Genomic DNA, 20,587 nt, shown 5'->3' with positions numbered 1-20,587 from the left:
CGGTGGTCGAGGCCGGGCTCGTCGGCGAGCAGCTCGCGGGCGGCGCGCAGCCCGGCGAGGGCGTCGCCGGTGCGCCCGGCCCCGGCGAGGACGCGGGCCAGCAGCGCCACCCCGCTCTCGCGCAGGGGCGCGGCGCGGGCGAGGTCGTCGAGGACACCGACGGCGGCGGCGGGGCGGCCGAGCGCGAGGGCGGCCTCCCCGGCGACCTCGGCGGCGGTGGCGTGCACCTCGGCGAGCCGGGTGGCCTCCCGGGCTGCCCAGGGCTCGTCGGCGTAGGCGGCGAAGGGGGTGCCGGTCCAGCGGGCGAGGGCGCGTCCGGCCAGGTCGAGCGCCTCGGCGGGCGGGGCCGACCGGGCGGCCTCGACGAGCCGGGCGAGGTCCCAGGCGTCGACCTGCTCGGGCGGGAGCGCGAGCCGGTAGCCCGGCGCGGCGCTGACCAGCACGGACGCCGGGGTGCGCGGGGCGCGGCCGGGCTCGAGGAGGCGTCGCAGGTGCGACACGTAGGCCTGCAGCGCCCCGAGGGCCTTCGGCGGCGGCTCGCCCGACCACAGGTCCTCGACGAACCGGTCGGTGGACACGATCCGGCCGCCGGCGGCGACGAGCATCCCGAGGACGGCCCGCTGGCGGGGGCCACCGAGGTCGAGGGGGCGGCCGTCGATCGCCGCGCGCACGTCGCCCAACACCCCGACCGACAGCTCCCCGACGGACAGCACCCCCACGGACCGCATTCTCGTCGACCGCCGCGGGCCGGGCTCGTCGCGTCCTACTCCTTGAAAGGAACTCCTCGGTAGTACTACCGTACCGACACCCCGTCACCCCGAACCACCGGAGCCTCCTGTGACCACAGCGACCACCCCCACCACCGTCACGAACATCGGCGTCGTGATGTTCACCGTCGCCGACCAGGACGCGGCGATCGCGTTCTACCGGGACACCCTGGGCTGGGAGGTCCGCGGCGACACGTCGTTCGGCGAGAACGGGGAGCACCGCTGGGTGGAGGTGGCGCCGCCGGGGTCGCGGACCAGGCTCGCGCTCAACCCGCCGATGTTCGACGAGCCCGGCGGCAGCTCGCTCGGGGTCGAGACCACCGACGTGGTCGGCGAGCACCGTCGGCTGGTCGCCATCGGCGGGATCGACCTCGATCCCGAGCCGATGCGCACGCCGGGGGCGCCGTTGATGTTCATGCTGCGCGACCCCGACGGCAACATGGTCGTCGTGGTGGAGGCACCGCCCGCGGACTGACGGCCGGAGACGTGGGCCACCGATCACTTCGGACCGAGTAGTCCCGGCCGACTACTCGTCCACGCCGGGGACCTACTCGACCCGGCCGCCGGGCCTTCTGCTGCGCCCGCGATCTTCCTAGCGTCGTCCCCGTTGCGGGAGGCCCGGTCGGGGCCGCCGCAGGACCGGAGGAGTTCGCGTGAACCAGTACGACGCCCACCGCCGCCCCACCGACGACGTCCGCGGCGCGGACCGACCCGTGCCCGGAACCGGGCACCCCCCGCACCCCTACGTGGTCGGGATGCCCGTCGCGTACCCGATGGTCGGCGAGGGTGGCGGGGTGATGGTGGTGAACGGGGTGCCGCAGCCGCTGAGCGCGCGCAGCTCCCGCCTCGTCATCGGCTCGATCGTGTTCGCGACGTGCGTCGTCCCGCTCGTGATCATCGCCGCGGTGTTCTTCATGATGCCGGACTTCGACACGATCTTCGGCGGCTCGGGCGCGCCGTCGATCCCGGCGATCCCGTCGATCTCGGTGCCGTCGCGCTGACCCGCGCCCGCCGGTGACCCCGGGTCGCCGGCGGCGTCGAACGGCATCGTCGAGAAGGCGGTGTTTGTCCCGTCCCGGCCGGTCTGCCAGGGTCCTCCGGTGGCCGACGGACTGCGCGCGGTGCCGGCCCGGCCGGGCGGGACGACCGACGGCTCGTGGCCCTTCGTCGGGAGGCGCGACGACCTGACGTCCGCCTCCCGGGCGCTCGACGACGGCCGGGGTCTGCTGCTGGCGGGCCCCGCCGGCGTCGGCAAGACCCGGATGGCCCGCGAGCTCCTGCGCACCCGGGCGGCGGGCGGGGAGGTCGTCCGGCGGGCCCTCGCGACGTCGGCGACGGCCGGGATCCCGCTCGGTGCGCTCGGGCCGCTGCTGCCGGCCCGCCTCGGGGACGACCCGGCCGGGCCGAACCTCGTGCACGCCGCGGCGCGGGCGCTCGTCCGGGACCTCGACGGGCGGCTCGTGCTCGGCGTCGACGACGCGCACCTGCTCGACCCCACGTCGGCGGCCGTCGTCGGCCAGCTCGCGCTCACGGGGGCGGCGACCGTCGTCCTCACCGCCCGGGCGGACGAGCGGCTCCCCGACACGGTCTTCGCCCTCTGGAAGGAGGGCGCGGTCGTCCGCCTCGACGTCGGGAACCTCGATCGCGCCGCCGTCGACGAGGTGGTCGCCGAGGCGCTCGGGGGGCAGCTCGACGGGGCCGCCCTGCACCGCATGTGGACCCTGACGCAGGGCAACCCGCTGTTCCTGCGGGAGCTCGTCACCAGCGCCCGCGAGCAGGGGCACCTGCGCCGCGTGGACGGCGTCTGGGTGTGGTCGGGCCGCCCCGGTCCCTCGGCGGGACTCGCGGAGATCCTCGACCAGCGCCTCGACGGCCTCGACCGCGTCCAGCGCGACGCCGTCGAGCTCCTCGCCTTCGGCGAACCCCTCGGGCTCGAGACCGTCGAGCGGCTCGTCGACCCGGACGCGCTGGACCGGCTCGAGCGCGCCGCGCTGGTGGTCTCGGAGCAGTTCGGGCGACGGGTGGACCTCCGGCTCGCCCACCCGCTCTACGCCGAGCTGCTGCGCGGCCGCGCCACCCCGCTGCGGCAGCGGTCGGTCCACCGCCGCCTCGCCGCCGCCCAGGAGTCGGTGGGCGCGCGCCGCACGCGGGACCGGATGCGGCTGATCACCTGGCGGCTCGCCGGGGCGCTCCCCGTCGACCCGACAGAGCTCTGCTCCGCCGCCGAACAGCTCCTCCACAGCGACCCCGCGTCGGCCGACCGGCTCGCCCGGGCCGCCTGGGACGCGGGCGGCGGTTTCGCGGCCGGACTGCTGCGCGGGCGCGCGCTCCTCGCCTCCGGGCGGGCCGACGAGGGCGAGACCCTGCTCGCGACGCTGGTCCCCGAGACCGACGAGCAGCGGGTGCGCCTCGCCACCACCCGCGCCCAGAACCTCTTCTACGCCCTCGGCTCCCCCGCCCGGGCCGCCGACGTCGTCCGGGCGCTCGACGCGGGTCCGACCGGTGACGCCGACCCCCGGGAGCTCGTCGTCGTGCGGGCCGCGATCGCGAACTACGAGCGCGACCACGAGCGGGCCCTCGCGATCCTCGGGTCCCGGCTCGACGACCTGCTCGCCGGGGTCGCCGACCCGGACGCCGGGACGCTCCAGGCCTACGTCGTGGCCGCGGGCGCCCTGCGGGGCGTCGGACGGTTCGAGACGCTGACGGTGCTCGCCCGGCAGGGCGGGGACCTCGCGACCGCCCTGGGCAGTGCGGCCGCGGAGTGGCAGACCATGCACCTGCAGATGGCGCTCGTCTCCGCGCACGCGCACGCGGGCGACCTGACGACGGCGGTCGGGATCGCGCGGGGCCTCTACGACGACGCCCTGGCCGCCGATCTCGCGGGCGCGCGGATCGTCCTCGGCGGCTTCGCGGGGCTCGTCGAGTTCCTCCGGGGCCGGGTGCGGTCGTCGACCGCGGCGTTCCGGGACGCCCTCGCCGGGGTGCGGGACGGCGCGGCCCCCCTGGTGCCGATCCTGCGCGCCGGGCTCGCCCAGTCGGCCGCCCTCGCGGGCGAGCTCGCGACCGCCGACGACGTGCTGGCCTCCCTCGACGACGGCCACGAGGAGTACCGGGCCTGGGTCCTGCAGGCCCGGGCGTGGACCGAGGCCGTCCACGGCCGGCGCGCCCGGGCCGTCGGGACGGTGCTCGTCGCCGTCGACGCGGCGTTCGCCCAGCGGGACGCCGCGCTGTCGCTGGTCGTCGCGCAGTCGGCGGTGCGCCTCGGGGCCGCCGACGCCGTCGTCGACCGGCTCGGGGCGCTGGTGGCCGGCATGGAGGGCCGGCTCGGCCCGGCCGTGCTCGCGCAGGCCCGCGCGCTCGTCGACGGGGACGCCGGGGCCCTCGACGCGCTGGTCGACGGGTTCGAGGCGATGGGGTCGCCCCTGCTCGCCGCCGAGGTGGCCGCCCAGGCCGCCGACCTGCACCGGGGCGCCGGCCGCGCCGGCCCCGCGGACGCCGCCACTGCCCGCGCGAGGTCGCTCGCCCGGGCCTGCGAGGGGGCCCGCACCCCGGCGCTCGAGCTCCTCGGGGCCCGCGACGACCTGACCCCGCGGGAGCTGGAGGTGGCCCGGCTGGCCGCCCGGGGGCTGACCAGCCGGGCCATCTCGGAGCAGCTCACGCTCTCCGTGCGGACCGTCGACAACGCGCTGCGCGTCGTCTACGCCAAGCTGGGCGTGGCGGGCCGCCGCGAGCTGGCCGAGGTCGACCTGACCTGATCCCGCGGGTGTCAGCGGACGCGGGCAGTCAGGAGCAGGTACTCCCAGTCCATCACCGTGGCACCCGTCCCCCGGTCGTGCCGGGCCGCGCACTCCTCGATGTCGCGGTCGAGCGCGGCCGTGCGCTCCGGGTCGTCGGCGACGGTGCGGTAGGCCACGACCGTCGGGCCGTAGACCGTCCGCCAGTGGTCGCGGAACGCCGCCGGGGTCGGGAACCGGTCCACGGTCACCGACTGCCGCCGCGTGACGACGTCGGTGACCCGGTCGCCGAGCAGGGCGCGGACGTGCGCCTCGTCGCCCCACAGCGGCGGCGGCTGGGCGCCGGGCGGTGGCGGGGGCATGTACGGCTTCATCGTCCGGAACAGGTCCCCGACGAAGCCCTCCGGGGTCCAGGCGATCAGGCCCAGCCGCCCACCGGGACGGCACACGCGCACGAGCTCGTCGGCGGCGGCCTGATGCTGCGGGGCGAACATGACGCCGACCGTGGAGATGACGACGTCGAAGGCGTCGTCGGGATAGGGCAGGGCCTCGGCGTCGCCCTCCTCCCAGCGCAGCTCGACCCCCCGGGCCGCGGCGACGGCCCGCCCCTGCTCGAAGAGCTCGGGGGTGAGGTCGGAGGCCACCACGTCGGCTCCGGTGGCGGCGGCCGGGACGGCGGCGTTGCCCGTGCCGGCGGCCACGTCGAGAACGCGGTCGCCGGGCCCGATGCCGGTGGCCGTGACCACGACGGGGCCCAGTTCCGGGATGAGGTCCGCGGCGACCGAGGGGTAGTCGCCGAGTCCCCACATCACGCGGTGGCGCGCCTTCAGGGCCTGGTCCGGGGAGGTGGTGGTCGTGGTGGTGGTCGTGTCGCTCATGATGTCTCCGCATCCTCGGGTGCCGGCCTCGGTGGCCGACCGATGCTCAGAGCGTCGCTCGCCCGGCGTCACCGCTCATCGGGAGGACCTCCCCATCTTCTGCCCGACTAGCCCGTTCGGGAGATTCGGGACGGCAGTCGATCACCTAACGTGACATGGGTGGAGCTGCTCGAGCGGGACGTCGAGCTGCTCGGCCTGCGTCGGTGCTGGGACCACGCCCTCGCCGGGTCGGGGTCGATCGCCGTGCTGGCGGGCGAGTCGGGCATCGGCAAGACGTCGCTGGCGCGCGTGTTCGCCGACGGGCTGGGGACCCGCGACGTCCTGTGGGGGGTCTGTGACCCGCTCGGGGTGCCCCGGCCGCTCGGCCCGCTGCACGACGTGGCGGCCGACCTCGGGGTCGCGCTCGCCCGGCAGCTGGCCGCCGGGGCGCCACCGCACGTGATCTCCGCCGAGCTGCTCGGCGTGCTCACGTCCCGCTCGCTGCTGCTCGTCGTCGACGACCTGCAGTGGGCCGACGAGGCCACCCTCGACCTGCTCCGCTTCCTGGTGCGCCGCGTGTCGGGCACCCGGTCGCTCGTCCTGGTCACCTACCGGGCCGACGACCTGGCCCCGTCCCACCCGCTGCGGGCGCTGCTGGGCGACCTGGCCCGCACGGCCGGCGCCGTCCGCTTCGATCTCGCCCCGTTGAGCGTCGACGCGGTCACGACGATGGTCGGCGCCCGGCGCATCGACCCGGCGCACCTGCACCGCCTCACCCGCGGCAACTCGTTCTTCGTCACCGAGGTCGTCAGCCAGGACGGCGCCACCCTGCCGGCGACCGTGCGCGACGCCGTCCTGGCGCGGGCCGCCGACCTCGACCCGCCCGCCCGCGACCTGGCCGACCTGCTCTCGTGCGCGGCGGGCGCCGTCCCCGACGACCTGCTCCCCGCGCTCGGCGTCGGGATCGGCCCGTTGCGCGCGCTCGACGCCGCGGGCCTCATCGCCCGGGAGCGGCGCGGGATCGGCTACCGCCACGACATCTGCCGGCTCGCGATCGCCGAGGCCCTGCCCCCCGGCGGGGAGGCCGGGCTGCACCGGCGCATGCTCGAGGCGTTCGAGACGCACCCGGACCCCGACCCGGCGGTCCTCACTCACCACGCCCTCGGTGCGGGAGACGGAGAGCGGGTGTTCCGGTACGCGAGCCGGGCCGGGCGCGCGGCCGCGGCGTCCGGGGCGCACACCGAGGCGGCGCGCCTGTTCCGGACCGCGTTCGAGCGGGCGCCCGTGGAGGCCCTCGGGGCCCGCGCCGAGCTGTGCTCCCTGCTCGCCACCGAGCTCTACCTCACCGACCGTCTCGGGGAGGCGATCGCGGCGGCCCACCGCGCCGTCGCGTGGCGGCGCGCCGAGGGCGACGCCCGGGGTCTGTGCGCCGCGCGCCAGCTCCTCGCCGTGTTCGAGTGGTACAGCGGCAACCGGGGCAGCGCCGTGCAGCACGCCGCCGCGGCGGTGGCCGAGCTCGAGCCCGACCCTCGCGGCGCCGCGTCGGACCTCGACCCGCCCGACCGGACCGTCCTGGGCCACGCCTACGCGATCCAGGCCTTCCTCGCCCTGCAGGGCAGCGACCTGGCCGCGGCGCTCGAGCGGCACGACCGGGCCCGGGAGGTCACCCGCGACGTCGAGGACCCCACGCTCGCGGTGCGGCTGGCGGTGGTCACGTCGATGGTCGGGCTGATGACCGGGGACGGCGCCGCCCGGGGGCGCGTCCTCGACGTCCTGGAGGGCGACGGGTCGTTCACCGAGGCGCACTCGGCCGGCTACAGCAACCTCGCCAACCTCGACGTCGAGCAGCGCCGGTTCGACGACGCCCGGGAGGTCCTCGACCGGAGCCTGCCCCTCACCGTCCAGTGGGACGTCCCCCTGTGCCACCACTGGCAGCGCGGCGTCCGGGGCCGGCTGCGGATGCTGCGCGGAGCGTGGGACGACGCCCTGGGCGACGCCCGGGCCGTGCTCGCCGACAGCGGGTCGCTCCTCACCCACACCTGGCCGCACCTGGTGCAGGGGCTCGTCGGGCTCCGCCGGGGCACGACCGACGCCGACGAGCACCTCGAGCGGGGCTGGGAGCTCGCGGTCCGCTACGGCGAGCCCCTGCGGCTGCTCCCGGCGGCCGCGGCCCTCGCCGAGCGCTGCTGGCTGCGCGGGACCGACGACGCCCGCCTCGAGGACGTCGCGGCGCTGATCTCGACCGCGGGGACGTGCCCCGGCACCGAGTGGTCGACGGGCGACCTGGCGGTGTGGCTCGCCCGCCTCGGCCGGACGGTGGCGACGCGAGACCTCCCCCTCGCCGCGCCCCACCGGCTCCTCCTCGCGGGCGACCCGGCCGCGGCCGCGGCGAGGTGGCGGCAGCTGGGCTCCCCCTACGACGAGGCCCTCGCGAGGATCGACACCGGTCGGCCGGCGGAAACGTTCGCCGCGCTGGAGGTGCTCGACCGGCTCGGCGCCGACGCCGTCGCGGCCACCGTGCGCCGGGACCTGCGGCTGCGTGGCGTCCCGGGTGTCCCGGCCCGTCCCCGCGGCTCGACCCGGACCAACCCCGCCGGGTTGACCTCCCGGCAGGTCGACGTCCTGCGCCTGGTCGCCGACGGGCTCACGAACGCCGAGATCGCCGCGCAGCTGGTGATCGCGGAGAAGACCGTGGACCACCACGTGTCGGCGGTCCTCGCCAAGCTCGACGTGCGGACCCGGCGCGAGGCCGGCGCGGCCGCCCGGTCGCTGGGTGTCGCGCCGGAGCGCCGGCGCTCCCCTCGGGGAGCGCGCAACGCCCCGGTGGCCGGCCGGACCTGACGCCCGGCCCCCGGGCCCCCGCCGTCGTCGACGGGGACCCGGGACCGGCCTGTTCAGCCCGACCGGTCAGCTGCAGCCGCTGGTGGAGCCGCAGCCCTCGCAGACGTAGCAGGACCCGGCGGGGCGCATCTTCGTGCCGCAGGTGAAGCAGAGCGGCGCGTCGGCCGCCTTGCCCAGCTGCAGCTCGAGCAGCTCGGTGGAGCTGCCGACCGACACGTCGGCCTTCCGGGTCCCCGCCTGCTCCGTCGGTGCCGTCCCGGGGGCGGCGTCGACGGTGGTGCGGAGCTCCTCGACGACCTCCGGGGCGGGGGCGGCCTGCCCGTAGTCCGAGGCGACCTGGGCGGTGCGCTCGTCGGCCGAGAAGATGCCCAGCTGGGCGCGCTTCTCGTAGGGCAGGTGGTCGAGCGCGATCCGGCGGAACAGGTAGTCGACGATGCTCGTCGCCATCCGCACGTCGGGGTCGTCGGTCATGCCGGCGGGCTCGAAGCGCATGTTGACGAACTTCGACACGTAGGTCTCCAGCGGCACCCCGTACTGCAGCGCGATGGAGATCGCCATCGAGAACGCGTCCATGACCCCGGCGAGGGTCGACCCCTGCTTCGACATCTTGACGAAGATCTCGCCGAGGCCGTCGTCGGGGTACGAGCCCGCGGTCATGTAGCCCTCGGCCCCCGCGACGGCGAAGGACACCGTCTCGCTGGGGCGCTTCTTCGGGAGCCGCTTGCGCACCGGGCGGTGGTCGGTGACCGCCACCTCGGTGGTGGTCGTCGCGCTGGACGTCGCGGTCTTGCCCGAGGAGAGGGGCTGGCCGACCTTGCAGTTGTCGCGGTAGATCGCGAGCGCCTTGAGCCCCATCTTCCAGGACTCGAAGTAGATCTCCTCGATCTCCTCGACGGTGGCCCGCTCGGGCATGTTCACCGTCTTCGAGATCGCGCCGGAGATGAACGGCTGGACCGCGGCCATCATCCGGACGTGGCCCATGGGGGCGATCGCCCGCTCCCCCATGGCGCAGTCGAAGACGTCGTAGTGCTCGGGACGCAGGCCCGGGGCGTCGACGACGTGCCCGTGCTCGGCGATGTACTCGACGATCGCCTCGACCTGCTCGGCCTGGTAGCCGAGCGAGGTGAGTGCCCGCGGCACGGTCTGGTTGACGATCTGCATCGAGCCGCCGCCGACCAGCTTCTTGAACTTGACCAGCGAGAAGTCGGGCTCCACCCCGGTGGTGTCGCAGTCCATCATGAAGCCGATGGTCCCGGTGGGGGCGAGCACGGAGGCCTGCGCGTTGCGCCAGCCGTTGCGCGCGCCGATCTCGAGCCCGGTCTGCCACTGCTCGGTGGCCGCGTCGCGGATGCGGGCGTCCTCGCGGTGCAGGGTGCGGACCGCGTCGTTGGCGGCGGAGTGCTTGCGCATCACGCGGCGGTGGGCGTCGGCGTTGCGGGCGTAGCCCTCGTAGGGCGCCACCGCCCCGGCGAGCTCGGCCGAGCGACGGTAGGCGGTGCCCGTCATCAGCGAGGTGATGGCGCCGGCGAGGGCGCGGCCGCCCGCGGAGTCGTACGCGTGGCCGGTGGCCATCAGCAGGGCGCCGAGGTTCGCGTAGCCGATGCCCAGCTGGCGGAAGGCCCGGGTGGTCTCGCCGATCTCCGGGGTCGGGAAGTCGGCGAAGCAGATCGAGATGTCCATCGCGGTGATGACCAGCTCGACCGACCGGACGAAGCGCTCGACGTCGAACGTGCCGTCGTCGCCGAGGAACTTCATGAGGTTCAGCGAGGCGAGGTTGCAGCTCGAGTTGTCGAGGTGCAGGTACTCCGAGCACGGGTTCGACGCGGTGATCCGGCCCGACTCGGGCGAGGTGTGCCAGTCGTTGATCGTGTCGTCGTACTGCAGGCCCGGGTCGGCGCACTCCCACGCCGCCTCGGCCATCTTCCGGAACAGGCCCTTGGCGTCGACGGTCTCGATGACCTCGTGGGTCATCCGCGCCCGCAGCCCGAACTCGCCGCCGGACTGCACCGCGCGCATGAACTCGTCGGACACCCGGACCGAGTTGTTGGCGTTCTGGTACTGCACCGAGGCGATGTCGGCCCCACCGAGGTCCATGTCGAAGCCCGCGTCGCGCAGGACGCGGATCTTCCGCTCCTCGGCGCGCTTGGTCTCGATGAACTCGGCGACGTCGGGGTGGTCGACGTCGAGGACGACCATCTTCGCCGCGCGCCGGGTGGCGCCGCCGGACTTGATGGTGCCCGCGGACGCGTCGGCCCCGCGCATGAACGAGACCGGGCCGGAGGCGGTGCCGCCGGAGGACAGGAGCTCCTTCGAGGAGCGGATGCGCGAGAGGTTGAGGCCGGCACCGGAGCCGCCCTTGAAGATCAGGCCCTCCTCGCGGTACCAGTTGAGGATCGACTCCATGGTGTCGTCCACGGCGAGGATGAAGCAGGCGCTGACCTGCTGCGGCGACGCGGTGCCGACGTTGAACCAGACCGGCGAGTTGAAGCTGAAGTACTGGTGCAGGAGCATCCAGGTCAGCTCGTCGGCGAAGACCTCGGCGTCGCGCGGGGTGGCGAAGTAGCCGTTCGCCGAGCCCGCGTCGGTGTAGCTGCGCACCACGCGGTCGATCAGCTGGCGCAGGCTCGACTCGCGCGCCGGGGTGCCGACCGCGCCGCGGAAGTACTTGCTCGTGACGATGTTGGTGGCGTTCACCGACCAGGACGCGGGGAACTCGACCCCGCGCTGCTCGAAGTTGACCGAACCGTCGCGCCAGTTCGTCATCACGACGTCGCGGCGCTCCCACTCCACCGCGTCGTAGGGGTGGACCCCCTCGGTGGTGTGCACCCGCGCGATCGACAGACCCCGACCGGCGGCGCCGTCCTGGTCACCGCTGGTACTCGTGTCCGACCCGACGGTCTCCGTCATACGTTCGATCCCCTCGTGCTCGCGTGTGCCGGGGACGCTTCCCCACGACCCGGCATCGTTGTCCCCGACCGGTCACCGCCGGCGCCGGTCGCCCGGTCGCCGGTCCGGTCGGCTGCCTCGTGCTCCCCGCCGGCCTCGCCGTCCGCGCGGCCGTCGACGTCGTCCCCGGTGGCCAGGCGGCCCCGCAGGTCGGCGATCTCGGCCTCGAAGTCGGCCACACAGGAGAAGCTGCGGTAGACGCTCGCGAACCTCAGGTAGGCCACGGCGTCGAGCTCCCGCAGCGGACCCAGGATCGCCATCCCGACCTCGTGGCTCGGCACCTCGGCCGTGCCCGACGCGCGGACGGTCTCCTCCACCTTGTGTGCCAGCAGGGCGAGGGCGTCCGCATCGACCGGACGGCCCTGGCAGGCCCGGGCCACTCCGCGCACGACCTTGTCGCGGCTGAACGGCTCGGTGACCCCACTGCGCTTGACCACCGCGAGGACTGCCTCCTCGACGGTGGTGAACCGCTTCCCGCACGCCGTGCAGGAGCGGCGGCGACGGATCGCCTGGCCCTCGTCGGCCTCGCGCGAGTCGACGACCCGTGAGTCGTCGTTGCGGCAGAACGGGCAGCGCACCCCGGTCCCCTCTCCTCGTCGTGGCCTGTGGACCGACGGCCTCCCCGGGCCCTGCCTGGGGATGCCGCTGTGGACGAAGGCGCCTCCGGCGTGGACCGGGCGGCGCCGCCGGTGGACGGACCACCGACCACGGTGGAGAAAGCCGCTCCGTCCTGTGGACAGAGCCTCCACCTGCACCCACAACCTGTGGACTAACTACAACCATGTAACCACAAGATGTTGGGGCAGGACGCTAGCGACACCGAGAGAGCCGAGGCAACTCGGGTCACCTGCTCCGGGCATGTGCGCGACGAGCGGCAGCGGGCGGGCGCCGGGACGTCCGACGGACGGCACGGACGGGTGACGGGCGGACCGCCCGGCTCACGGAGCGGCGGGGACGACCAGCGGGCGCCCCGGCACCAGGCCCGAGGAGGAGAGGTGGTTGGCGTCGCGGATCCACGCGGAGACCGCCGCGGGGTCGGCGGCCGGGGCGACGCGGGAGGAGAGCCCGCCCAGCGTCTCGCCCGGGGCGACCACGACGACGGTGGACCCGGCCGGGACCGGCCCCGTCCCACCCTCCACCGCGCCGGACTCCCCCGTGAGGCGCAGGGCGAGGGCGAGCAGCCCGACGAGGACGACGGCGAGGACGACCACCGCGACGGTGCGTCGCCGGCGCACCATGACGGCCGCTGCGGGTGCGGGATGAATCACATCCGTGCAATTCACCCGGCCGGGCGAGGGCGTCGGACGGGCCGGCGGGGCCACGAACGCGGCGGCGCGGCCGGCCGGACGACGGGGGTCGCGACGCGACGCCGGACGCACCGGCGCCCCGACCGCGGGACGGCCGACCGGCCGCGGCCGCAGGCCCCTGGAGCCGCCCCCGCCGACCTCGACACCCTGTCCGACCTGCTCGGGAACCGTGGCCGGGACGTCCGCTCCGGACCGGGTCCGCACCTCCGCGGGAGTGCTCATCGGGCACCTTCCTCCATCGCACACGCGTTCGATCGAACGCATGTGCGATGTCTAGCATCGACCCCCGACAACGTCGAAGGACCGACCGGCGTGTCGTTCGAACACGTGTTTGATCCTGCCCGCCGTCGGCGCTACCTTCTCCGACGAGAGAGCACGCAGCGTCACGGCGTCACCCGCCGGCCCCGCGGCACCCGCCGCGGCGGGTCGGCCGGGTCCCGCAGGAGCCGGGCGTGCTGCATAGCCCGACGGAGGAGGACACCATGGCTGGACGCGGACGGGGAGCAGCGGACCCACCGACCCAGGACCCGGCGACCGACAGCGGGTCCGGGGACGGGTCGGACGGGCAGGAGGTGGCCGCCGTCGTCACCGCGGCGGTGCACCCGTTCCCCGAGCGGGAGCCCGAGCCCTCCGCCTCCGGCGCCCCGGCCCTGACCCCGCGGCAGCGCAAGGTCCTCGAGGTCATCCGCGACTACATGGACCGGGTGGGCTACCCGCCGAGCGTCCGGGAGATCGGCGACGCCACCGGGCTGACCTCCACCTCGTCGGTCGCGCACCAGATGAAGGTGCTCGAGAAGAAGGGGTACCTGCGGCGCAACCAGAACCGGCCGCGCGCCCTCGAGGTCTTCATGCCCGAGGAGCTGCACCCGGAGCTGGGCGACGGCCCCGACACCGAGGGCGTGCGCTCCGACCGCCCCACGCCGTCCTACGTGCCGGTGGTCGGCCGGATCGCGGCCGGTGGCCCGATCCTCGCCGAGCAGGCCGTGGAGGACGTCTTCCCGCTGCCCAAGGAGCTGGTGGGCGAGGGCTCGCTGTTCCTGCTGAAGGTCGTGGGCGACTCGATGATCGAGGCCGCCATCACCGACGGCGACTGGGTGGTCGTGCGCCAGCAGCCGAACGCAGAGAACGGCGAGATCGTCGCCGCGATGCTCGACAACGAGGCGACGGTCAAGACCTACAAGCGCCGGGACGGCCACGTGTGGCTCCTGCCGGCCAACGAGTCCTACGACCCGATCCCGGGCGACGAGGCGACCATCCTGGGCAAGGTCACGGCGGTCCTGCGGCGGCTCTGACCTCCGGTCGGGAGATCAGCGACGCCGCCGACGGGCCCACGTCAGGGCCCCCAGCACCGCCGCCAGCACGACGACCGCGCCGGCCGCCACCGCGATCCCCGCGCCCGAGGGGTCGGTCGGTCCCGGCGACGCGGCCGCCGTCGGCGCGCCTGTGACCGTCGAGGGCGCCACAGCAGCCGGGGCACCGCCCGCCGGCACCCGGACCTCCCGCAGCCGGGCGGGCGCGCTGCCCGACGGCGACTCCCCGGCCGACAGCAACGTGCCCCCGTCCGTCAGAGCGACCGCCTCGCCCTGGGGCTCGCCCGGCAGCGGCACCTGGACCGGCGTGCCCGGGCCCGGAGTGACCAGCAGGGCCGCCACGAGGTCGTCGGCCGTCGGCCCGGCCACCGGGTAGACCCACGCGTCGGAGTAGGTGCGCAGGGCGGCCGAGCGGCCGTCAGGGGACACCGCTCCCCCGGTCACCAGGCCGCGGCCGAACAGGCCGGCGGGCCCGCCCTCCGTCGTCGACGGCGGCAGGGTCACCTCGCCCGCGCGGCGCAGCACGCCGCCGGAGTCCCCGGCGGGGTCCCCCACGTAGACGCCGCTGCGCCCGCCGAGCTCCTTGGTGACGATCACCGGGCGCTCGTCGGCGGTCATCAGGAGGGCTTCGGCGTCGTGCGGCCCGTCGGGGTAGGTCCACCGCGTCACCGAGGCCGCTCCGGAGGGCGGCACCCGAATCAGCGCGACGTCGTCGCGGCGCCCCCGGTTGTCCCCGATGTCGGCGAGCCACAGGACGCCGTCGGGGGTCCGGGCGAGGTCCTCGACGTCGCGGCCCCGCACCCCGACCGTCCGGGTCGCGGCGACGGAGCAGTCGGGGGCCAGGGTGAACAGCACGGTCGCGTTCCCGCTGTCGTTCACCACGACCGGCCCCGCGGGGGTCACGACGAGGCCCGACACCTCGTCGAGGCGCGGATCGGACAGCGCACAGCCGGCCGGGTCGCCCGTCGGGACGAGCAGGGCCGCCGTGAGGGCGACGGCGAGGATCACGCGACCGGGACGGCCACCTGCTGCAGGGCCGTGGCCAGCTCCACCGAGACCCGGGCCTGCAGCCGGGTGCCCTCCGGGAGATGGCGCTCGCTGAGCACCTCGCCCTCCTCGTGCACCCGGGCCACCAGCGCGCCCTCGGTGTAGGGCAGGACCACGTCGAGCTCGACCTCGGGCCGCGGCAGGGCCTCGGCGATGCGCCGCCGCAGCAGCCCGATGCCCTCGCCCGTCCGGGCGGACACGAACACCGCACCGGGCAGCGTGGCCCGCAGCTGGGCGATCGCCATCGGGTCGGCGTCGTCGACCTTGTTGACGACGAGCAGCTCCGGCGGGGCCGGCATCGCGCGCTGCGGGTCGTCCCCGCGGGACGGGGACCGGGGCTCGTCGGGACCCTGCCCGACCTCGGCGATGACCTCGCGCACGGCGGCGATCTGGTCGGTGGCCGCCGGGTCGGACCCGTCGACGACGTGGACGATCAGGTCGGCGTCGCCGACCTCCTCCAGCGTGGAGCGGAACGCCTCCACGAGCTGGTGCGGCAGGTGGCGCACGAAGCCGACGGTGTCGGTGACCGTCGCCTCGCGACCGTCGGGGGTCTCCCAGCGCCGCGTAGTGGGGTCGAGGGTGGCGAACAGCGCGTCCTCGACGAGCACGCCGGCGTCGGTGATCGCGTTGAGCAGCGAGGACTTGCCGGCGTTGGTGTACCCGGCGATCGCCACGGCCGGGACGTCCCGACGACGGCGGCGGTCGCGCTGGGTGTCGCGCACGGTCTTCATGCCCTCGAGCTCGCGACGCAGCTTCGAGATCCGCTGGTGGATGCGCCGCCGGTCGGTCTCGAGCTTGGTCTCACCGGGTCCACGGGTGCCGACGCCGCCGCCGGCGCCACCGCCCGCGCCGCCGCCCTGGCGGGACATCGACTCGCCCCACCCGCGCAGGCGCGGGAGGAAGTAGCGCAGCTGGGCCAGCTCGACCTGGGCCTTGCCCTCCCGGGAGCGGGCGTGCTGGGCGAAGATGTCGAGGATCAGGGCGGTGCGGTCGACGACCTTGACCTTGAGCTTCTCCTCGAGCTGCCGCAGCTGCCCGGGCGAGAGCTCGCCGTCGGCGATCACGGTGTCGGCGCCGGTGGTCTGGACCGTCGCCTTGAGCTCCTCGACCTTGCCGGAGCCGACGAAGGTGGCCGGGTCGGGCGACGAGCGGCGCTGGACGAGGCCGTCGAGGACCTCGGAGCCGGCGGTCTCGGCGAGGCGGGCGAGCTCGACCATCGAGGCGTCGGCCATCGCGGAGTTGCCCGAGGTCCAGACCCCGATCAGCACGACGCGCTCGAGGCGCAGCTGCCGGTACTCGACCTCGGTGACGTCGGTGAGCTCGGTGGACGCGCCGGTGAGGCCGGGGACGCGCCGCAGCGACGAGCGCTCCTCCCGGTCGAGCGTGCCGGAGGTGGGCTCGACGGTCTCGTCGTCCTCCGGCTCGATCTCGGGGGTGCGGTCGATCTCGATGGCGCTGTGGCGGCGGGACGTCGGCGGAGTCACGGAGCGGGCGGCCGCGGAGGCAGGTTCAGTCATCTTGCTCTCCACTGTCCCACGGTGCCGCCGTGGTCACCACGTCTTTACGCCGTGGCGTGCTCGGCCAGACGGACGAACGCCTGCAGCTCACCGTCGGGGCCGTCGCCCCCCTCGATCCCACCCAGCTCGACCTCGCCCTTCGCGACGAGGACCGCGGGTCCGGTCAGGGTGGTGGTCGAGGGGTCGACGCCGACCCTCAGGACCCCGCCCGGCGTGGTCACGGTGACCGTCCCCGCGTCGAGCCCGGCCGCGCGCAGGCCCGCGACCGCCCCCGCCACGGTGCCCGTGCCGCAGGAGCAGGTCTCGCCGGACCCGCGCTCGTGCACCCGCAGCCGGGTCGCGAGCCCGGCGTCGAGCGGGGCGAGGAACTCGACGTTGACCCCGTGCGGGAAGAGCTCGGCGTCGTACCCCGGGGCGGCCGTGAGGTCGAGGGCGTCGAGGTCCGCGGTGGTCACGCAGGCGAGGTGCGGGTTCCCGACGTCGACCGCCACGCCGGCGAACGTCGTCACCGACCCCGCGGGCCCCGCCGGCGACGGCACGACGGCCGTCGACTCCGCGCCGACGACGGCCGGCCCCATGTCGACGGTGACGTCCCCGTGGTGGTCGAGCTCGACGGTCCGCAGCCCGGCCCTCGTCGCGACCGCGAAGGAGCCCGGCGCCGCCCAGCCGGCCTCGACGAGGAAGCGGGCGAACACGCGCACCCCGTTGCCGCACATCTCGGCGATCGAACCGTCGCCGTTGCGGTAGTCCATGAACCAGTCGGCGCCCGGCACGGAGGAGGGGGCGACCCGCAGCACGCCGTCGGCGCCCAGGCCCCGGCGGCGGTGGCACAGGGCCCGGACCGCGGCGGGGGTGAGGTCGAGCCGGTCGTCGGGGTCGGGCAGCAGCACGAAGTCGTTCTGCGTGCCGTGCCCGAGGACGTACTCCATGACCCCAGCCTACGAAGGGGCGCCCACGAGGGTCGCGACCTCGTCGACGAGCGTGGGCGACGCGGCGTCGAACCACCGGATGCGGGCGTCGCGGCGGAACCAGGACCGCTGGCGGCGCACCAGCCGCCGGGTGGCGACGACGATGCGGCGCCGGGCCTCGGCGAGCGCCGCCGGGTCCGGCGGGACGGCATCGTCAGGACCGGTGGCGTCGTCGGGAAGGATCTCGAGGATCTCGCGGTAGCCGACGGCGCGGGACGCGGTCTCCCCGCGGCGCAACCCGCGGGCCGCGAGCCCGCGCACCTCCTCGACGAGCCCCGCGGCGAGCATCGCGTCGACCCGGGTCTCGATGCGGGCGTCGAGCTCGGCGGTGTCGCGGTCGATCCCGACGAGCACGGTGCCGTGCCGGGGGCGCCCGGGGCGCGGCAGGCTCGCGGCGAACGGGAGCCCGGTGATCTCGACGACCTCGAGCGCCCGCACGATCCGTCGGCCGTTGCTCGGCAGGATGCTCCCGGCCGCGGCGGGGTCGACCGCGGACAACCGGGCGTGCATCGCCGTGGTGCCCACCTCGGCGAGCTCGCCCTCGAGGCGGGCACGGACCCCCGCGACGGTGCCGGGGAAGGCCAGGTCGTCGACGAGCGCCTGGACGTAGAGCCCGGAGCCGCCGACGGCGACCGGGACGCCGCCCCGACGGCGGACGTCGTCGACCGCCGCCCGCGCGTGGCGTTGGTAGGCGGCGACGGAGGCGGTCTCGGTGACGTCGAGGACGTCGAGCAGGTGGTGCGGGATCCCGCGGCGGAGCTCCGGCGGCAGCTTCGCGGTGCCCACGTCCATGCCGCGGTAGAGCTGCATGGCGTCGGCGTTGACCACCTCGACGCCGTCCAGGCACCGGGCGAGGTCGAGGGCGAGGTCCGACTTGCCGGTGGCGGTGGGCCCGACGAGCGCGACCGGAGGGACGATCACCCCCGGGACGCTACCGACCGGCGTCCGGATCACCCGCTCCGTGCGGCGGACGGGTGTCCGGATCGGCGGATTGAGTACCCGCCCGGCGGCGTGACCTGTTTGAATGCCCTCCACGATCGAGCGGGAGGTGTGCGGCGAATGGCCGACGAGCAGGCCACCGGGGTGGCCGGCACGGACCCGGGAGCGGTCGGGACGCAGGGCGCCGAGGGCAACGGGCACGGCACCGCGACTCCGGAGGCCGAGGACCGGTCCGGGCACGACGAGGCCGTGGAGACGCCGGGCGTCGCCGACGGGACGGTGGACGTCGGGGACGCCGCCGTCGCCGACGTGCCCGAGGCGGACGGTCGCGAGGCGGACGGTCCCGGCACGGATGGTGGCGGCTCGGTCGACGAGGCCGTCGCCGAGCAGGAGCTCGCCCCGGCGGCGGACCAGGGCGCGGCGGGCGGCGAGGCCGTCGCCGACCCCTCTGCCGAGGAGGCGGTCGACGCCCCGGCGGAGCCCGCTCCCGTGATCGAGGAGACGCCGGACGCCGGGACGGCCGGGCAGGCCGCACCGGCCCCCACGCCCTCCCCCGGCCCCGCTCCGACCCCCACGCCGGCCCCGGCGCCGACCCCTGCCCCCACTCCGGCGGCGCCCGCGGCGGAGACCGCCGAGCTGCCGACCGTGCCCGCCGCGGCCGACGACCCCTCCCGCTGGGGTCGCGTCGACGCCGACGGCACCGTGTGGACCGTCTCGCCCGAGGGCGACCGGGCCGTCGGGTCGTGGCAGGCCGGTGACGCCGCGGAGGGCCTGGCCCACTTCGCGCGGCGGTTCGACGACCTGCGCACCGAGGCCGACCTGCTCGTCCGGCGCCTGCAGTCGGGGCGCGGGGACGCGGCCGCGGTGCTGCGCAGCGCCACCGTGCTGCGGGAGCGCCTCGACGTGGCCGCCGTGGTCGGCGACGTCCCCGGCCTCGTCGTGCGGCTCGACGCCGTGATCGCGGCCGCCCAGCAGGCGGGCACCGCGGAGAAGTCGGCGAAGGCCGGCGCCCGCGAACAGGCCGTCGCGCGCAAGGAGGCGCTGATCGGCGAGGCGGAGACGCTCGCCGAGGAGACGACGCGCTGGAAGCACGCGGGCGACCGCTTCTCGGCGATGCTCGAGGAGTGGAAGACGATCCGCGGGATCGACCGCAAGACCGACGACGCGCTGTGGAAGCGCTTCGCGAAGGCCCGCGAGACGTTCACCCGCCGTCGCGGCGCGCACTTCGCCGAGCTCGACCGGGAGCGGTCGAGCGCGAAGGCCCGCAAGGAGGAGCTGGTCGCCGAGGCGGAGTCGCTGCAGGAGTCCGAGGACTGGGGCGCGACGGCCGGCCGCTACAAGGACCTGATGACGGAGTGGAAGGCGGCCGGGCGGACGTCCAAGGACGCCGACGACGCCCTGTGGGCGCGCTTCCGCGGCGCGCAGGACCACTTCTTCGCGCGGCGCTCGGCGACCTTCGACGCCCGCGACGCCGAGTTCACGGGCAACGCGACCGCCAAGGAGGCCCTGCTCAAGGAGGCCGCGGCGATCGACCTGTCCGACACCGACGCAGCCCGGGCCGCGCTGCGCTCGGTCCAGGAGCGGTGGGACGAGATCGGGAAGGTCCCCCGCGAGCGGGTGCGGGAGTTCGCGACACGGCTCAAGGAGGTCGAGGACCGCGTCCGCGCGGCCGTCGACCGCCGCTGGTCGCGGGTCGACCCGGAGAAGGAGGCCCGGGTCGCGCAGTTCCGCGAGCGGGTCGAGGCGTTCGAGGCGCAGGCGGCGAAGGCCCGCGCGGCCGGGGACGAGCGGCGGGCCAAGGAGGCCGACAAGCAGGCCACGCAGTGGCGGGAGTGGCTCGCGGCGGCGGAGCGGGCGACCGGCTGACGCGTCGGTGCCCGTCGTCGCCTAGTGCCCGTCGTCCGGCGTGCCGGGGGCGACGAACAGGCAGAACGGCTGCCCCGACGGGTCCGCGTACACGTAGAGCGGCTCGTGGGGGTCGTCGCTGCGGTCCAGCAGCATCGTCGCGCCGAGCTCCTGCGCCCGGCGGTGGTGGCGCTCCAGGTCCTCGACCGTGGACACCGTCAGGTCGAGGTGGGCCCGCTGCGGCTGGTCGCCCTCCGGCCAGGTGACCGGCGGCTGCGAGGCCACCGGCTGGAACGCCAGCACCGGCATCCCGCGGTCGTCGCGCAGGGCGAGCCAGTCGCGGGCCTGGAGGTCGGGCCCGCCGTCGGCCGGGGGCTCGTCGCCGATCCGGTACCGCAGCCCGAGCAGCTCGCGGTAGAACTCGGCGAGCCCGCGGGCGTCGACGGCGTCGAGGACGGTCTGGCGCAGGATCGGGTGGTCGACCATGCGCCCACCCTGCCCGGCCGACC

The 20,587-nt window shown here is 75.6% G+C and carries 16 protein-coding genes; 6 read left to right on the top strand and 10 right to left on the bottom strand.

The genetic code is table 11. The annotated features are described in order from the left end of the window. Window positions 1-719, bottom strand: a 719-nt coding sequence (locus tag ACFPBZ_RS14610) for an AfsR/SARP family transcriptional regulator (protein ID WP_378036798.1), incomplete at its 3' end; no start/stop codon positions are given. Window positions 720-837: 118 nt separating this feature from the next. On the opposite strand from ACFPBZ_RS14610, the gene ACFPBZ_RS14605 reads away from it, so the two are divergent. The 3 genes from ACFPBZ_RS14605 to ACFPBZ_RS14595 all read left to right on the top strand — a co-directional run bounded on the left by ACFPBZ_RS14605 (window position 838) and on the right by ACFPBZ_RS14595 (window position 4,522). After that, window positions 838-1,242, top strand: coding sequence for a VOC family protein (locus tag ACFPBZ_RS14605; RefSeq protein ID WP_378036797.1), 405 nt, complete (start codon window positions 838-840; stop codon window positions 1,240-1,242). A gap of 178 nt (window positions 1,243-1,420) precedes the next feature. Further along, entirely contained in the window at window positions 1,421-1,768 is a 348-nt protein-coding gene (locus ACFPBZ_RS14600; protein WP_378036796.1) for a hypothetical protein, read from the top strand. A 99-nt stretch (window positions 1,769-1,867) separates the two neighbouring features. After that, on the top strand, window positions 1,868-4,522 hold the full coding sequence (locus ACFPBZ_RS14595) for a LuxR C-terminal-related transcriptional regulator (protein WP_378036795.1): 2,655 nt from the start codon (window positions 1,868-1,870) through the stop codon (window positions 4,520-4,522). Window positions 4,523-4,533: 11 nt separating this feature from the next. Here ACFPBZ_RS14595 and ACFPBZ_RS14590 read toward each other — a convergent pair whose 3' ends face one another. Beyond that, entirely contained in the window at window positions 4,534-5,379 is an 846-nt protein-coding gene (locus ACFPBZ_RS14590) for a class I SAM-dependent methyltransferase (protein WP_378036794.1), read from the bottom strand. 159 nt (window positions 5,380-5,538) lie between these two features. On the opposite strand from ACFPBZ_RS14590, the gene ACFPBZ_RS14585 reads away from it, so the two are divergent. Further along, window positions 5,539-8,199, top strand: coding sequence for an ATP-binding protein (locus ACFPBZ_RS14585; protein ID WP_378036793.1), 2,661 nt, complete (start codon window positions 5,539-5,541; stop codon window positions 8,197-8,199). Window positions 8,200-8,265: 66 nt separating this feature from the next. Here the strand turns inward: ACFPBZ_RS14585 and ACFPBZ_RS14580 are convergent, their stop codons facing one another. The 3 genes from ACFPBZ_RS14580 to ACFPBZ_RS14570 form a co-directional block, all read right to left on the bottom strand. Beyond that, a complete protein-coding gene (locus ACFPBZ_RS14580) occupies window positions 8,266-11,106 on the bottom strand; it encodes a vitamin B12-dependent ribonucleotide reductase (RefSeq protein ID WP_378036792.1) in 2,841 nt (946 codons plus the stop codon). Next, complete coding sequence (gene nrdR, locus ACFPBZ_RS14575; RefSeq protein WP_378036791.1) at window positions 11,103-11,723, bottom strand: transcriptional regulator NrdR; 621 nt, start codon at window positions 11,721-11,723, stop codon at window positions 11,103-11,105. The genes ACFPBZ_RS14580 and nrdR overlap by 4 nt, the downstream gene beginning before the upstream one ends. A gap of 360 nt (window positions 11,724-12,083) precedes the next feature. Beyond that, entirely contained in the window at window positions 12,084-12,383 is a 300-nt protein-coding gene (locus ACFPBZ_RS14570; RefSeq protein WP_378036790.1) for a LysM peptidoglycan-binding domain-containing protein, read from the bottom strand. A gap of 551 nt (window positions 12,384-12,934) precedes the next feature. On the opposite strand from ACFPBZ_RS14570, the gene lexA reads away from it, so the two are divergent. After that, window positions 12,935-13,744: a transcriptional repressor LexA gene (gene lexA / locus ACFPBZ_RS14565; RefSeq protein ID WP_378036789.1), complete on the top strand. Its 810-nt coding sequence runs from the start codon at window positions 12,935-12,937 to the stop codon at window positions 13,742-13,744. Between the two features lie 15 nt (window positions 13,745-13,759). Here lexA and ACFPBZ_RS14560 read toward each other — a convergent pair whose 3' ends face one another. Genes ACFPBZ_RS14560 through miaA form a run of 4 tightly spaced genes read right to left on the bottom strand, consistent with a single transcriptional unit; the run spans window position 13,760 to window position 18,212 of the window. Continuing rightward, window positions 13,760-14,770, bottom strand: a complete 1,011-nt coding sequence (locus ACFPBZ_RS14560) for a hypothetical protein (protein WP_378036788.1) — start codon at window positions 14,768-14,770, stop codon at window positions 13,760-13,762. Continuing rightward, window positions 14,767-16,326 (bottom strand): GTPase HflX, encoded by a 1,560-nt coding sequence (gene hflX, locus ACFPBZ_RS14555; protein WP_378036787.1) that lies wholly within the window; start codon window positions 16,324-16,326, stop codon window positions 14,767-14,769. Before hflX ends, ACFPBZ_RS14560 begins: the two co-directional genes overlap by 4 nt. Before the next feature lie 44 nt (window positions 16,327-16,370). Continuing rightward, window positions 16,371-17,255 carry a diaminopimelate epimerase gene (gene dapF, locus ACFPBZ_RS14550; RefSeq protein ID WP_378036786.1) on the bottom strand — a complete coding sequence of 295 codons (885 nt, stop codon included), beginning with the start codon at window positions 17,253-17,255 and terminating at the stop codon, window positions 16,371-16,373. 9 nt (window positions 17,256-17,264) lie between these two features. Next, complete coding sequence (gene miaA, locus ACFPBZ_RS14545; RefSeq protein ID WP_378036800.1) at window positions 17,265-18,212, bottom strand: tRNA (adenosine(37)-N6)-dimethylallyltransferase MiaA; 948 nt, start codon at window positions 18,210-18,212, stop codon at window positions 17,265-17,267. Between the two features lie 141 nt (window positions 18,213-18,353). On the opposite strand from miaA, the gene ACFPBZ_RS14540 reads away from it, so the two are divergent. Then, complete coding sequence (locus tag ACFPBZ_RS14540; protein WP_378036785.1) at window positions 18,354-20,099, top strand: DUF349 domain-containing protein; 1,746 nt, start codon at window positions 18,354-18,356, stop codon at window positions 20,097-20,099. Between the two features lie 21 nt (window positions 20,100-20,120). Here ACFPBZ_RS14540 and ACFPBZ_RS14535 read toward each other — a convergent pair whose 3' ends face one another. Continuing rightward, window positions 20,121-20,564, bottom strand: coding sequence for a VOC family protein (locus ACFPBZ_RS14535; RefSeq protein ID WP_378036784.1), 444 nt, complete (start codon window positions 20,562-20,564; stop codon window positions 20,121-20,123). Between the last annotated feature and the right edge of the window lie 23 nt (window positions 20,565-20,587).

Source organism: Actinomycetospora atypica (assembly GCF_042653685.1).
In the GTDB taxonomy this organism is placed as follows: Bacteria; Actinomycetota; Actinomycetes; order Mycobacteriales; family Pseudonocardiaceae; genus Actinomycetospora; species Actinomycetospora atypica.
Note: the sequence above shows the minus strand (reverse complement) of the source record. Positions and strands in the feature narration are given on the sequence as shown.

Excerpts from the sequence above, each read along its gene's own strand:
- ACFPBZ_RS14580 (WP_378036792.1), bottom strand. The coding sequence starts at position 11,106 with ATGACGGAGACCGTCGGGTCGGACACGAGTACCAGCGGTGACCAGGAC.
- ACFPBZ_RS14540 (WP_378036785.1), top strand. The coding sequence starts at position 18,354 with ATGGCCGACGAGCAGGCCACCGGGGTGGCCGGCACGGACCCGGGAGCG.
- ACFPBZ_RS14535 (WP_378036784.1), bottom strand. The coding sequence starts at position 20,564 with ATGGTCGACCACCCGATCCTGCGCCAGACCGTCCTCGACGCCGTCGAC.
- ACFPBZ_RS14590 (WP_378036794.1), bottom strand. The coding sequence starts at position 5,379 with ATGAGCGACACGACCACCACCACGACCACCACCTCCCCGGACCAGGCC.
- ACFPBZ_RS14570 (WP_378036790.1), bottom strand. The coding sequence starts at position 12,383 with ATGGTGCGCCGGCGACGCACCGTCGCGGTGGTCGTCCTCGCCGTCGTC.
- hflX (WP_378036787.1), bottom strand. The coding sequence starts at position 16,326 with ATGACTGAACCTGCCTCCGCGGCCGCCCGCTCCGTGACTCCGCCGACG.
- lexA (WP_378036789.1), top strand. The coding sequence starts at position 12,935 with ATGGCTGGACGCGGACGGGGAGCAGCGGACCCACCGACCCAGGACCCG.
- dapF (WP_378036786.1), bottom strand. The coding sequence starts at position 17,255 with ATGGAGTACGTCCTCGGGCACGGCACGCAGAACGACTTCGTGCTGCTG.